Source organism: Sporosarcina sp. P3 (assembly GCF_002743415.1).
In the GTDB taxonomy this organism is placed as follows: Bacteria; Bacillota; Bacilli; order Bacillales_A; family Planococcaceae; genus Sporosarcina; species Sporosarcina ureae_A.
Map to the genome: position 1 here is coordinate 23094 of NZ_PDZE01000003.1, position 13361 is coordinate 36454.

14 protein-coding genes are annotated in these 13361 nt (G+C 41.0%); 6 read left to right on the forward strand and 8 right to left on the reverse strand.

Annotated features, from left to right (window positions below):
• Positions 1 to 2: 2 nt before the first annotated feature.
• From copZ to cls, 4 genes are all read left to right on the forward strand, one after another.
• Positions 3 to 212 (forward strand): copper chaperone CopZ, encoded by a 210-nt coding sequence (copZ, locus tag CSV61_RS04355; RefSeq protein WP_099638249.1) that lies wholly within the window; start codon positions 3 to 5, stop codon positions 210 to 212.
• Between the two features lie 20 nt (positions 213 to 232).
• On the forward strand, positions 233 to 2638 hold the full coding sequence (locus CSV61_RS04360) for a heavy metal translocating P-type ATPase (protein WP_099638250.1): 2406 nt from the start codon (positions 233 to 235) through the stop codon (positions 2636 to 2638).
• Positions 2639 to 3011: 373 nt separating this feature from the next.
• Entirely contained in the window at positions 3012 to 4187 is a 1176-nt protein-coding gene (locus CSV61_RS04365) for an MFS transporter (protein WP_083034156.1), read from the forward strand.
• A gap of 99 nt (positions 4188 to 4286) precedes the next feature.
• The gene (gene cls, locus CSV61_RS04370) at positions 4287 to 5738 is read left to right on the forward strand and encodes a cardiolipin synthase (protein WP_099638251.1); all 1452 of its coding nucleotides are present in this window, start codon (positions 4287 to 4289) and stop codon (positions 5736 to 5738) included.
• 41 nt (positions 5739 to 5779) lie between these two features.
• Here cls and CSV61_RS04375 read toward each other — a convergent pair whose 3' ends face one another.
• On the reverse strand, positions 5780 to 6730 hold the full coding sequence (locus CSV61_RS04375; protein WP_233193515.1) for a M15 family metallopeptidase: 951 nt from the start codon (positions 6728 to 6730) through the stop codon (positions 5780 to 5782).
• A gap of 172 nt (positions 6731 to 6902) precedes the next feature.
• On the opposite strand from CSV61_RS04375, the gene CSV61_RS04380 reads away from it, so the two are divergent.
• Complete coding sequence (locus tag CSV61_RS04380; RefSeq protein ID WP_099638252.1) at positions 6903 to 8063, forward strand: MFS transporter; 1161 nt, start codon at positions 6903 to 6905, stop codon at positions 8061 to 8063.
• Positions 8064 to 8102: 39 nt separating this feature from the next.
• Here CSV61_RS04380 and CSV61_RS04385 read toward each other — a convergent pair whose 3' ends face one another.
• From CSV61_RS04385 to CSV61_RS04400, 4 genes are all read right to left on the reverse strand, one after another.
• A complete protein-coding gene (locus CSV61_RS04385; RefSeq protein ID WP_083034159.1) occupies positions 8103 to 8351 on the reverse strand; it encodes a hypothetical protein in 249 nt (82 codons plus the stop codon).
• A 63-nt stretch (positions 8352 to 8414) separates the two neighbouring features.
• The gene (gene yidC / locus CSV61_RS04390) at positions 8415 to 9197 is read right to left on the reverse strand and encodes a membrane protein insertase YidC (protein WP_083034160.1); all 783 of its coding nucleotides are present in this window, start codon (positions 9195 to 9197) and stop codon (positions 8415 to 8417) included.
• Positions 9198 to 9254: 57 nt separating this feature from the next.
• Positions 9255 to 10037: a helix-turn-helix domain-containing protein gene (locus CSV61_RS04395; RefSeq protein WP_158233777.1), complete on the reverse strand. Its 783-nt coding sequence runs from the start codon at positions 10035 to 10037 to the stop codon at positions 9255 to 9257.
• Between the two features lie 173 nt (positions 10038 to 10210).
• Positions 10211 to 10603, reverse strand: coding sequence for a hypothetical protein (locus CSV61_RS04400; RefSeq protein WP_233193516.1), 393 nt, complete (start codon positions 10601 to 10603; stop codon positions 10211 to 10213).
• A gap of 270 nt (positions 10604 to 10873) precedes the next feature.
• Between CSV61_RS04400 and CSV61_RS04405 the strand changes: the two genes are divergently transcribed.
• On the forward strand, positions 10874 to 11371 hold the full coding sequence (locus CSV61_RS04405) for a GNAT family N-acetyltransferase (RefSeq protein ID WP_099638255.1): 498 nt from the start codon (positions 10874 to 10876) through the stop codon (positions 11369 to 11371).
• A 126-nt stretch (positions 11372 to 11497) separates the two neighbouring features.
• Here the strand turns inward: CSV61_RS04405 and CSV61_RS04410 are convergent, their stop codons facing one another.
• The 3 genes from CSV61_RS04410 to CSV61_RS04420 all read right to left on the reverse strand — a co-directional run bounded on the left by CSV61_RS04410 (position 11498) and on the right by CSV61_RS04420 (position 13345).
• Complete coding sequence (locus CSV61_RS04410; protein ID WP_158233778.1) at positions 11498 to 11971, reverse strand: DUF4064 domain-containing protein; 474 nt, start codon at positions 11969 to 11971, stop codon at positions 11498 to 11500.
• A 113-nt stretch (positions 11972 to 12084) separates the two neighbouring features.
• A complete protein-coding gene (locus tag CSV61_RS04415) occupies positions 12085 to 12402 on the reverse strand; it encodes a GNAT family N-acetyltransferase (RefSeq protein WP_369824290.1) in 318 nt (105 codons plus the stop codon).
• Positions 12403 to 12457: 55 nt separating this feature from the next.
• On the reverse strand, positions 12458 to 13345 hold the full coding sequence (locus CSV61_RS04420) for a DUF1002 domain-containing protein (RefSeq protein WP_099638257.1): 888 nt from the start codon (positions 13343 to 13345) through the stop codon (positions 12458 to 12460).
• Between the last annotated feature and the right edge of the window lie 16 nt (positions 13346 to 13361).

Here is a 13361-nt window from a genome sequence, read left to right on the forward strand (position 1 = left end):
AAATGACTACAACGACATTGAACGTAAAAGGTATGACATGTAATCACTGTGTACAAGCAGTAGAGGGAGCATTAACGGAATTATCGGGAGTAGAGCGTGCTTTGGTTGATTTGAAAGCGAATAGCGTAGCCGTGGAGTATGACGAATCTGTTGTAACCGTTGGTCAAATGACGGAAGCCATTGAAGATCAAGGATATGACGTCGAAGCGTAACAAGAAAGGTGACCTGCATCATGAATGAGCAAAAAAGGGAAATTGCTATTACAGGCATGACCTGTGCTGCTTGCGCTAACCGTATCGAAAAAGGTTTGCAACGATTGGAAGGTGTATCGGCTGCTAACGTCAATTTTGCTACGGAAAAAGCAGCCGTAACATTTGATTCTAACCAAATCGAATTAACTGAAGTGGAAGAACGAATTCGCAAGTTAGGTTACGACGTGTTAATGGAAGAAGCGAACCTCAACATTAGTGGTATGACATGTGCTGCTTGTTCTGCACGAATTGAGAAAGTGTTGTCGCGTATGCCCGGTATTCAATCCGCCACTGTCAACCTAGCACTTGAAACAGCTCACGTAAGCTATGATCCTGCCGTATTAGAACTGTCAGAGATTTTGCAGAAGATCAAAAAAGTTGGTTATGAGGCAGTACCTCGTACAGAGGAATCAGATAGTCAAACTGACCATCGTCAGAAAGATATTGATGACAAGACGCGCAAGCTGATTATTTCATCCATTCTTTCACTTCCGCTCTTATGGACTATGTTTGCACATTTTTCCTTCACTTCTTGGATGTATGTGCCTGAAATCTTTATGAATCCATATTTCCAGTGGGTCTTAGCAACACCTGTACAGTTTTGGATTGGCGCTACGTTCTATAAAGGCGCGTATGCAGCACTCCGTAACGGCAGTGCCAATATGGATGTACTGGTTGTACTCGGTACGTCCGCTGCATATTTCTATTCCGTTTACCTTGTGTTGACGGGGTATGCACTGGATCACGGCTTATACTTCGAAACGAGCGCAGTGTTGATTACGTTGATTTTATTAGGTAAATTATTTGAGGCACGCGCAAAAGGTCGGTCGTCAGATGCAATCAAAAATCTTATGAAGCTGCAACCACAAGTGGCTATTTTAGAGCGCAACGGAGAAACTGTGGAAATCTCCATCCACGAAGTAACGCACGGAGACATTCTAGTCATTCGACCAGGAGCTTCCATTCCCGTAGACGGACTGGTGATATCTGGATCTTCGGCGGTAGATGAGTCGATGCTAACGGGCGAAAGTTTGCCTGTAGATAAACGCCAAGGTAATGAAGTGTTTGCAGCTACCGTGAACGCTAATGGTTCATTACGGATAAAAGCATCGAATGTCGGTAAAGACACGATGCTCTCCAATATTATCCGCGTCGTAGAGGAAGCCCAAGGTTCAAAGGCTCCAATCCAGAGACTAGCTGACCGGATCTCGGGTGTGTTCGTACCTATCGTCGTCGGCATTGCGGTCATTACGTTCCTCATATGGTATTTCATAGTCGCACCCGGTAATTTTGAAGTTTCTCTCACAAGCATGATTGCAGTTTTAGTTATCGCATGTCCATGTGCACTTGGTCTTGCTACCCCTACTTCTATCATGGCGGGTTCAGGACGAGCAGCGGAGGAAGGCGTGTTGTTTAAAACCGCTGAAGCAATGGAACAAACCCGTTCGATTGATACTATTGTGTTTGATAAAACAGGGACCATTACAAAAGGCCATCCAGAATTAACGGATTTCCATGTTCGCAATGAAGAACAACGTATGTCTCTACTTTCACTTGCTGCGGCGGCTGAAAGTGACTCTGAACATCCAGTTGCAAAAGCCATCACGTCCTATGGATTGCAGCATTTCTCTACCCTGCCTACCGTGGAGTCATTCGAAGCGATTCCTGGTTACGGAATTCACACTGTAATTGATGGACAAAACATTTTGCTGGGAACTAGAAATCTACTTTCTAGCCATGACGTGAACTTTGATTCTACGATTGCCTCTGTAGAACAAATGGAGGGCGACGGCAAGACCGTTATGTTCATGGCGGTAGATGGTATACACGAAGCAATCATTGCAGTCGCAGATACAATTAAAGATACATCGAAGCAAGCAATTGCCGAGCTTCGTGCGATGGATCTTGACGTCATCATGTTAACAGGAGACCAACAGATGACAGCGCAAGCGATTGCACATACCGCAGGCATCGATCGCGTCATTGCAGGCGTATTGCCAGACCGTAAAGCAGAGGTCATCCGCTCCTTACAAGCTGAGGGTAAGCGCGTAGCTATGGTCGGTGACGGCATTAACGATGCTCCTGCTCTTGCGGTAGCTGATATCGGTATGGCTATGGGGACTGGTACAGCGGTCGCGATGGAAGCGGCCGACGTGACACTTATGCATGGCGATTTGTTACGTGTAGTTGACACACTGAAGATGAGTGAGTTGACGGTTCGGAATATAAAGCAGAACTTGTTCTGGGCGTTGGCGTATAACTCAATTGGTATTCCAATTGCGGCAATTGGTTTGTTGGCCCCGTGGCTAGCAGGCGCTGCAATGGCGTTTAGTTCGGTATCTGTTGTGTTGAACGCTTTACGTTTGCAACGTGTGAAGCTACATTAAGAAAAGTAAAGAGCTGTCCTGGGAGTTGTAAATGACTTCTTGGGACAGTTTTTTCTGTCTTTGCGGCAGGAACGTTAAGGATTAAATTGAAAGGTGCGCGAAGGTGTTCGATTGAGGATTTCCGTTTCGGGGGTCACCTCATTTCCTCCCAAAGATCCGTGGTGAGCCAACCAGCCCCAAACTTCGTTGGTTGCCTCATTTGTCGAATTGATCATTGACTCCTGTACTCCAATCCCGTGCGTATAACAATGACCCCTAACGGAAATGCAATTCCCCGTGGTTACTAACTGCTTATTCCCCGCTGAGACTTGAATGCATACCTTATTCATCGTACGATGAGAAAGAGACTATTCATTCAGAAAGCAGGTTACATATGAAGAAAACGATCTTATTATTGATGTCTGTTCAGTTCTTCGTTTATCTTGGATTCGGCATCATCATCCCCATTTTACCCGAAGTCATCCTAGCCGAAAACTTTTCGGAAGTACATGTCGGTGGCTTGTTGACGATTTATGCCTTGTCTTCATTTTTCACTGCACCATTATGGGGTGCTCTTTCAGACCGCACTGGCAGAAAAAAGCTAATTATGATCGGGTTGCTCGGCTTCAGTGCCAGCTTCTTTTTATTTGCGTCATTCATGCACCATATTGTACTGCTGTATGTTTCACGCGTAGTAGGTGGTATTTTCTCAGGTGCGCTGTATACGGCCGTAACTGGATTTGTCGCTGATATCACGACAGAAGAAAGTCGCAATAAGTATATGGGTTTGCTTGGTATGTCAATTGGTCTCGGTTTCATTTTCGGCCCAGCCATTGGGGGTATTCTGGGCGATGTCCATTTACAATTACCATTCATCGCTTCTGGAACTTTAACATTATTATTAACAATGTACGCTATGATTGTTTTAAAAGAGCCTGATCGTCATAGCGAAGGAAATAAACGAACGATTATTCCTAAAGGTGCCTCTACATTATGGTCGTATCGTATCCGTTATCTATTTATCACTTCATTCATCATCACATTTTTACTTGCCGGCGTGGAAGCAACATTCCAACTTTTCCAGATTGATAAAATACAAATTACACCATTGCAACTTGGCTATTTGTTTATGGCTAGTGGTCTCGTAGATGCAGCTATTCAAGGCGGTGTAGTACGACGTGTGAAAAACGGAGCGGAAACTTCGTGGATTATTGTCGCGCAGGTCGTTACAGCAATTGGTCTCGTACTCATTCCTTTTTCTACAAGCTTGCTATGGGCAGGTTTTGCAATGAGCGTATTCACGGCTGGTAACGCACTTGTTCGGACAGTACTCGTTTCTCTCACCACTAAAGAATCAGGTGGTATGTATGGCACCGCAGCCGGTCTCTCCTACTCGATGGATAATATGGGGCGTATCATTGGACCGTTGTTATTTACTTGGGTATTCACAATGCAGGCAGGTACTATGTATTTCATTTCTGCCATCATAGCGCTGCTATCCATAGGACTCGTTTTTATATTCCGGAAATCCACTCGGTCCTTGCGATACACAGCAGAACCATTTGCCTAAGATAAAGCAGAAGAAAATTTAACTTCATTTATAAATAGGTTATTTATTCGCAACTTCGCTATACTAAAGGAATAGTATATACCCTACGGGAGGAAGCATATGACGCAAGTAATTAGTTTGATTATCACAAGCACGTTGATTATTAATATATTTCTCGCGATTGCTTTGATATTTTTAGAGCGTCGAGATCCTACAAGTACTTGGGCGTGGCTGCTTGTGCTATTTTTTATCCCTATTTTAGGTTTCATTATCTATCTATTACTCGGTCGGCAATTACGTGAAAAACATTTATTCCGTTGGGAAGGCAGGAATAAGATTGGTATTGAAAAGCTGATTAGTTATCAGCTCGAGGCCATAGAAAACGAGACATTCGAGTTTCTAAAAAAGGACACAGAAGAATATGATGATATGATTTATTTGCATTTACGCAATAATCATTCCGTACTGACACAGGATAATGATGTGCAAGTATATACGGATGGTCGCGATAAATTTGACGCATTGCTTGAAGACCTAGAACACGCCCGTGATCATATCCATATTCAGTATTATATTTTCCGACTAGACGGTATAGGAAAGCAGATTGAAGAGATTCTTATCAATAAAGCTAAATCAGGTGTGAAAGTACGTATGCTGTTTGATGATATTGGTTCACGTGGTTTACACGTCAAGAACTTTCAGGAATTGATTGATAGCGGTGGTGAAGTAGCCGCGTTCTTCCCCGCCTTGCTGCCATTGATCAATCCTCGTTTAAATTACCGAAATCATCGGAAGATCGTCATTATCGACGGAAGGATTGGCTATATCGGAGGATTTAACGTCGGGGATGAATATTTGGGACTCAGCAAAAAGTTTGGTTACTGGCGCGATACACACCTCCGAATCGAGGGAAGTGCAGTTCATCCATTACAAACACGCTTTATACTCGATTGGAATCAAGCATCTCCTAAAACGAATATTCAATACGATGAACGATTCTTCCCAGCCATTCCTCGTAAAGGAGATGTCGGCTTGCAAATTGTTTCTAGTGGACCTGATTCTGAGTGGGAAGATATAAAAGATGGCTACTTGAAAATGATCTTTCTAGCAAAAGACTATATCTATATTCAGACGCCTTATTTTATTCCTGATACAAGTATGCTGGATGCACTTCGGATTGCCTGTCTTTCAGGGGTAGACGTACGAATAATGATCCCTAATAAACCAGATCATATGTTCGTTTACTGGGCAACCTATTCAAACGTCGGCATTTTATTAAAAGCTGGTGCAAGAATATATATCTATGAAAATGGTTTCATCCATGCGAAACAAATTGTAGTGGATGATCAAGTATCATCTGTTGGAACAGCGAATATAGACGTGCGTAGTTTCCGCTTGAATTTCGAAGTGAATGCTTTCATCTATGATCGACGAAAATCACATGAGTTGGCAGAAATTTTTGAGCAAGATATTCAAAACTCAACCGAGCTGACATTGGATGCTTATTTGGAGCGTGAACGCTTGATTAAAGTAAAGGAGTCTATCTCTCGTTTACTTTCACCGATCTTATAAACAAAAACGGCCGACAGAAGATCTATCTTCTGTCGGCTGTTTTATCGTACGCCTAAATATTCTTCTAACGTGATATTTTGTTTAAATATCTGTTCTGCCTTATCTTTCCCTACATAACGATAATGCCAAGATTCATGCATATACCCAGTTTTATCTTCTTTGCCTTCAGGATAGCGAAGGATAAAACCGTATTGATGGGCATTGGCAGCAAGCCACTTAGCTGCTTCAGTATCACCGAATGAATTCGATGCCCAATGTCTTTCATGATTCACTTCACCGATATCAAATGCAAGACCTGTCTGATGCTCTGAATAACCAGGACGCGCACTATACCGATCAGCCGCTTCTTGCCCGTCTCTTTCCACATATCGGTTATATAGAGTGACTTGATAGTCATAGGAACGATACGTACTGAACGCCTGCAGATTAATGCCAGATGTAACAGCTGATGCTGCTAACTCATTGAATGCTTCTCGCGCTTCTTCGCTTTCTCCAGGGGCATAGTCCTCTGGTAAAGGATATTGTTTATTGGCAAGCACTACCCCTTTAATGCGCTTTGGTTCTTCAGGTAACTTTTGTCCTTTTATATAACCAACGGGATTAGAAGGTTGCACTGGATCTGACGGTACTGCTATCTCTTGAGACTTTTCGTCTTGTATTACCTCTTTCTCTTGTTCTTCTTCAATTACTGGTTTTTCTACCTCTCGAAGTAGTTCTTCACTTGGACTATCAGATGAAGAAGTGTTTTCTTCACTACGTTCCGCTGTATCCACACGATCTGAATCCGAAGGCTTTTCTATTTCTTCGAACTCAGCCGTCGATTCTGATTCATTTCGAATAGTATCAATCGCCTTTTGCATACTCCACCCGTTCATTCCAATCCATATCACACTACCTGCAAGGATTATAAAGAGCAGAGCGATACCTCCATCTATCCATCTACTTTTCCGTCTGCGCCTTCTGGCAAACGTTTCATCCTTTTTATTTCTCATGCTATACCCTGCTTTCTTTCTAACTCGCTTATTAAATTTCTACTCTCTTTTAGATACATTTTACGATTTGTTTCAAACTACGTATTCTAGTGTATCACCATTTTTCTTTTACGTCTGTTTATGCTAGTATTTACCTAACTTAAGATTCTGTCATTATTGTGAGGTTCTGCATTTGAATACTCAACGTTGGCTCTCGATGAGCTTTTTTGTATTTTTCTTTACATGGGGCATCTTCTTACCTTATTGGACAGGTTGGTTGACCTCGGCAAAAGGTCTATCCGTAACACAAGCTAGCGTCATGATGGGCGTTGGTATGATCGCTAGGTCATTTTCAACTTTTTTTCTATTTCCCTACGCTACAAGAAATATGTCACTTCTACGCGTTATACGTTGGACTACTTTTTTATCCTTCATTCTCGCGCTTGCCTATCTTCCCGAAAGTTCTTTTGCGATCTTGTTTGGATTGACCGTTTTATTCAGTGCCATATACCCTCTTATCCTCCCAAGTGCTGAAAGTGGTGCTTCGCTATTGATGCAACATGAGAGAATTCATTATGGTAAGAGTCGCTCATTCGGTTCAATCGGCTACACTGTCGCCTTACTATTGATCGGTACGGTAACGACAATCTGGAGTGAACAAGCGATTTTGTATATGATGATCATCAGCCTCGGTGTGGGGTTGATATTTTTCTTCCAATCCGCTCCAGCCGTGTTACAACAACACCCCATTAGAGGTTCGGCTGCGCCAGGAGGTCAATTGCGGGCTTTGTTTGCGAATAAAACTTTTGTCGTCGTGCTATGTATTGCGACATTACTGCAAGGTTCACATGCTTCTTATTATAATTACGGCTTTATATTTTTGGGTGAGATGGGAATCAACGGTTTTTATATCGGGTTGATCCTCAATATCGCTGTGCTATTTGAGATCATATTTTTCACGCAGGCAGATCGGTTGCTTTCAGGAGCTAAAACGTCAACTATATTCATCGTGGCGGCAATTGGTTCTACCATTCGTTGGATTTCCATCTTCCTCTTCCCTGTTACTAGTGTATTTATCGCAACACAGACACTCCACTCAGTGTCTTTTGGTATGGCACATTTTGCATTCATTCAATACATATCAAAAAGTGTACCACATCATCTCATTGCTTCTGCACAAGGTGTTTACGCAGCAGTGGCGTTGAGTCTGAGCATCGCAATTCTGACATTCCCTGCTGGATATTTATATGACCAGTCTCCGCGCTTTGCATTCCTAAGCATGGCGGTTTGTTCCGTTAGCGCACTACTTTTACTTCTTCGGACAAAGCAGCGTATTTTTCATGAGATTGAATAAAAGAGAAGGTCGCTAATTCAATAGCGACCTTCCCTTTTGCTAAAACAGCAAGACATACACTAATGCTCCAAGTGAACCTACTCCGAAAAATAAAGCCATCCAAAGCATCCATTTCGCTTCGCGCAGCAAACCTTGGTTTCTATACATAATGGTTCGTGCGGCATTAGTAAAGGTAAACATGATCAGCATGAACAGAATGGCGAATTCTAAATTCAACTTGATGATAAAATACAACGCTGCGGCTGCAGAAGCTGTAATTGCCAAGCCCATGATCCATTTCAATTTCATGCGACTCTTCCTCTCCCTTGTCGGCAACAAAAAAAGCTGGTATACACCAGCTTTCTCAGTACCTTACTTTTCTTCCGCGACTGGTGGTTCAACATGTTTAAAGTAAAATTTACGTCCAAGATACGTTTGGAAGATTAACAGTAAACCTCCGACTGCCCAATATAGTGGCAAAGCAGCCATTACAGTATACGAAATGAACATAATCATAATAGGTGACATGTAAATGAATAACTTCATTTGTTTCTGTTGCTGTTCAGGCATTGTCCACAATGACACGCGTGCTTGGACAAAGTATACAGCCCCAGCTACTAACATCATAATTAAATCCGGTTCACCAAGTTTAAACCATAAGAATTCATGATTTTTCACTTCAGGTGGTGCATAAAGGATAGCAAAGTACAAGCCCATAATGATTGGCATTTGAATCACAAGTGGTAAACAACCCATATTTAACGGATTGACACCATGCTTAGAATACAGTCCCATCATTTCCTGCTGTAACTTCATTTGCTCTTCTTTATCCTGAGATTCCTTCGATGCTTTCATACGTTTTTGGATATCTTCCATTTCTGGTCGTAGTGCATCCATCTTTACCTTCATCTCTTGTTGAGATTTATAGTTTTTTAACATCAACGGCATCAAGACGATACGAATCGCTACAGTGATTAGTACGATCGCAAAGCCATAATTACCATTGAAAGCTTCTCCCAGATAATGAAGTAGCCAATCCATCGGTCTTACAAAGGTACTGTAGAAAATACCTGTTTTGTTTTCCACACCAGAACAACCGCTCAAAAACACAGCAGTAATTGCCAATAAACTTACGAGCCCTATTCTTTTTTTCAATGGTTTCACCTACGCTATCTCAAACTAAAGAAAAGTATACAGCAAATAGCGAGAAAATTACAGTGAATCACCTTTTTTCATAGTAAAACGAAAGTAATTTCCATCCATGACTTTTCGAAAGCGTCGAGGTGTTAAGCCGGTATACTTTTTAAACACACGTGTGAAGTAGCTTTGGTTACAGAAATGAAAGTTCTCTGCAATTTCTGCGATCTTTAAATTAGAAAAACGTAAATAAAACTGGATCTCTTCTATTTTTCGGATGGTGATATATTCCACTAATGTTACCGATGTATGTTCTCGGAATATGCGAGAAAGGTGGCTAGTACTGACATTAAACTGTTTGGCAATCTCCTCGACGATTAATGGCTTCTCAACGTTTTCATTTATGTACTGAATCACTTCATTGACCGTTTTATGCGAAAGAGAAGGTTTTACTTTTCCCTTGAGGATATAACAGTAGAACTCGACTAACTCATCTCCGATTTCCCTAACGTTTTCTGTATGTAAATTGTTATTGATCATTTCTATACAGGCTAAATTGAATATAAGGGCATTTTCTTCAGCGAAAATAGATTCTTTCTGTAATCGCCTTGTCATGATAGAAGAAAGGATAATGAAATAATATTTTATGACTTCAAATGAGTATTTAGGTTTATACTCATACAAAATTTCTTGAATTTCCTTAAGTGTAGAGCGTGCCTTACCTAGCTCCAAATTAAAGATCTGTGTAAGGAATTGTTGTTCTAGGTAAAAAAACAACTTCGCCCGCTCCGTATTTCCCTCTTTCTCCATAACATGAATTAAATCCAAACTAGAGGCCTCTGTCTTCTTGCCAGTCATGAATATCCCCCCACTCATTCTATATATATTTATGACTACGCAAGACGTATTACTATATGTATATTATATTACCTGATTCCCTGGGATTATCTACCCTTTATATATTTAACGCTATATATATATTAAAGCGCCCCTTAAAAAGAGGCGCTTTTAGTGTTTTAATACGGTTAGATTTAGTTCGATTTACTGTTTTTTTCCGCCTCCTTAGTTGTTTCGTCCTTGTTATATAATGGTTTATTGTCACTCTTATCTTCATTTTTCTTATAAAGACCATCTTTTTCTGCTGCCTTTTTATCTGGATCCTGTACTTCTTGGTTGTAATAATGAACACTTGTCTGTGCTCCTTCGGAAACCATATTGTTATCTCGTAAATCGGTTGGATCTGAATGTCCTACTTTTTCAGTTGCTTGATCAACCAATTTATTGTTATTAACAAATGTGTCTACCTTTTCCTTCAACACACCCACTGTCTCCATTGCCTTATCACGGTTTTCTTTTTTACTAAAGAAAGCGTAAGCTCCTGCAGCAAGTGTTGCCAGTAATAACCCATTTGATTTTTTAGCCATATTTATCATCCTCCGTCGTAATGTAATTGTAGCGAATTTCTATCTACTGCTTAATATACCCAGTAGTCTTAGTTTCAAACGTTTTCAATTCAGTCAGTTACTTAGCAATTGTTCATTTAAGATATCCATTTTTATTTCCTGTTTATGCTTAACGTATACTAGATTACTTTATCAGTTGCTTAAATAGTGGTTCTCGTTTTCGTCGCATAGTAGTTTTGCAAAGTGTAATTTGCTATACTGTGTAGAAAGAGAACTAGAGGTGAGATCACTATGATTCGTAAAATGACAGTAAACGATATTCAAGAAGTTCAAGAGATTGCCCTTACCGCTTGGCAGCATACATTTTCAAAACATATACCCGCAGACGTGATTGAGACATTTATCGAGCGAACCTATTCAGATCTAATGTTGAAGAAGCAATTGGAAAGAACAATGGTTTTACTTGCGTTAGATGAACAAGAAAACCCTGTAGGATATTTAAGCTATACACCGATTGATGTAGATGGCGAGAGTGAGGTAACAGCACTTCATATACTTCCAACACATTTGAACTGCGGATACGAAGATGCGTTATTGAAAGAAGCATTAGCGACGTTGCAGAATGCCGTTAACGTGGATGTCTACGTCGACCAGAATGACATGACGCTTCAAGACTTCTATGCAAAACAAGGATTTCATTTCGTAGAGTCGTTCCCCGAATTATTTGAAGGCATTGCCGTAAATACTCTTCATTATACATTGCCTATTTCACAACCTGCACATACATGAAAAAAGAGCGGGCATGGTATTTGCACGTTGATCAAGTAGAGTATTTTGTGAAATGTAGGATGAATACTGATCTACTAGCAAAGACCCTTTTCTTTAGGAAAAGGGTCTTTGCATGTTTACAGCTATTTAGCTCATCCAATTGGACTGTGTTGAGACGTATTCATCAGGTGAAGGTCCGGGTGCCATTGGTGGCTTCTTTGTGAAGCAAAGGATGGCCGCAATGTAGAGTAAGATGGATGCCAAGGATAGGATTCCACCTAGCAGGCCGGCAACGATGAATACTGTACCGGCTGTTTTTGGACTCTTATTGTTCCAAACTTTTACTAGACCAATAATGTTCAAAACCAAACCTATGAAAGCTACAGCAACCAAGACCCAAATGATAGTTGAAAAAGAGCCCATGAACGACATGAACATGTCTATTTCTTCTGTGTTTAATACACCTTCACTTACAATGCCTTCACGGAATTCATCCATGAATGCCGGATCCGTGCTTGCCATATTCCAAATGAATGCTACGAGAGCGGAACCGATCACACCTAGCACCAATAAAATGGCTGATATGATTCCGAGCACGCGCTCTGCTGTACGATTAATCATCCACATCATCCTTTTCTGCTAGTTTGTATCTCTATTACTTATACGCTAGGAAATGAGAAAAGTTTCAAAGTGCGATGTGAAACATCCAGCACGTAGCCATTCCATCGTATATCTTATGCTTTTACGTCGTTATACTCATCACTTCGGTCGAACGCATTCACTACGTATGAACAGACCGCTTTCATCTTCAATCCTTTTTCACGTGCATTATTAGCCGCTTGATCAAGTAGTTTCTTTGCTACACCTTGGCCACGTAATGAGTCATCTGTATAGGTATGTGTCATCGTCATAATCCCATTGTCTTCAGTCCACTCGATTTCCGCTTTTACATCGCCCTCCACTTTATACTGATACGCATACTTCGTTCCACCTTTTTCAACAAGCTCAAAATCCATTCCTTCGCGCTGTTCTGTCTCTTTGTTTTCACTCATGCATATCTCTCCTTTATAATTATTCCTCTACCCTATAGCGTACCACAATGACAACTTAACTAAACAAAGATTTAAAAGAATCTGCCATATTCCTGAAAAACTCTTTTACCTTTTCCCAGAAACTTGGATCTAGATCTCCTAATTTATCTTTAATTTTCGATGCCATATCGGTTAGTTGTTCATTAAGCTTTGTGAAATCGATATCCAATTTCGAAATCCGATCCATTAAATCAATTAATAATTGGCGATCTGCCTCGCTTAACTCGATATTGAATTTCTGCAATTGATCATGGACGATCTGTTCTACATCTTCCTTTGTTGCTGGCTTTTTCTCGGAAATCTGTTTTTTGATTTCCGTAAGTAATTTAGCTACTTCGTCTTGATCAACGCCTGCTTTTTCTGAGAGCTTCGTTGCCAGACTCAATTCATCATTCGCTGCGTCTGTACGTTCAGTATCAAGGACCTCTCCAGACACTTCATACGCTTTGTAGATTCCAACGAGAGCTGAGTGACCTGTTACTTTTTTGGGTGCCGCCACTTCCACGACAGCATCTTCAATGCCTGCCGTCAGCATAGCAGTTGCATACATGTCCGCCGTTACTTGCGTGATATAATCCGGTGTCACAATATTGATGACGAGACCTTCCCCTTCTTCTTGTCTAGTGATTTTAGCAGAAGAATACATTCGGGCATTTCGGTCGCCACCAGGGATATATTTGATTAAATCATTGCCGTCTACTGATAGCTCTTCTACTTCGGCTTCCTCAGCCACTTTTAGACTTTCTTTCACACTCGCTTTTTCACTATCCGATAAATTTGAACCATATACTACAATTGGAACTCCAAGCTTTTCATTGATGACTTCATCTGCTGAGATTGAAGCGGGCGCTATAATTGCGAACATTATCATAAAAGCCAATAGAGAGGCTAATCCTCTTTTCATACAGTCATTCCTCCTT

Excerpts from the sequence above, each read along its gene's own strand:
- CSV61_RS04410 (WP_158233778.1), bottom strand. The coding sequence starts at position 11,971 with ATGATTAATCGTACAGCAGAGCGCGTGCTCGGAATCATATCAGCCATT.
- copZ (WP_099638249.1), top strand. The coding sequence starts at position 3 with ATGACTACAACGACATTGAACGTAAAAGGTATGACATGTAATCACTGT.
- CSV61_RS04415 (WP_369824290.1), bottom strand. The coding sequence starts at position 12,402 with ATGAGTGAAAACAAAGAGACAGAACAGCGCGAAGGAATGGATTTTGAG.
- CSV61_RS04375 (WP_233193515.1), bottom strand. The coding sequence starts at position 6,730 with ATGAGAAATAAAAAGGATGAAACGTTTGCCAGAAGGCGCAGACGGAAA.
- CSV61_RS04395 (WP_158233777.1), bottom strand. The coding sequence starts at position 10,037 with ATGACTGGCAAGAAGACAGAGGCCTCTAGTTTGGATTTAATTCATGTT.
- cls (WP_099638251.1), top strand. The coding sequence starts at position 4,287 with ATGACGCAAGTAATTAGTTTGATTATCACAAGCACGTTGATTATTAAT.
- CSV61_RS04385 (WP_083034159.1), bottom strand. The coding sequence starts at position 8,351 with ATGAAATTGAAATGGATCATGGGCTTGGCAATTACAGCTTCTGCAGCC.
- CSV61_RS04405 (WP_099638255.1), top strand. The coding sequence starts at position 10,874 with ATGATTCGTAAAATGACAGTAAACGATATTCAAGAAGTTCAAGAGATT.
- CSV61_RS04400 (WP_233193516.1), bottom strand. The coding sequence starts at position 10,603 with ATGGCTAAAAAATCAAATGGGTTATTACTGGCAACACTTGCTGCAGGA.
- CSV61_RS04420 (WP_099638257.1), bottom strand. The coding sequence starts at position 13,345 with ATGAAAAGAGGATTAGCCTCTCTATTGGCTTTTATGATAATGTTCGCA.
- CSV61_RS04365 (WP_083034156.1), top strand. The coding sequence starts at position 3,012 with ATGAAGAAAACGATCTTATTATTGATGTCTGTTCAGTTCTTCGTTTAT.
- CSV61_RS04360 (WP_099638250.1), top strand. The coding sequence starts at position 233 with ATGAATGAGCAAAAAAGGGAAATTGCTATTACAGGCATGACCTGTGCT.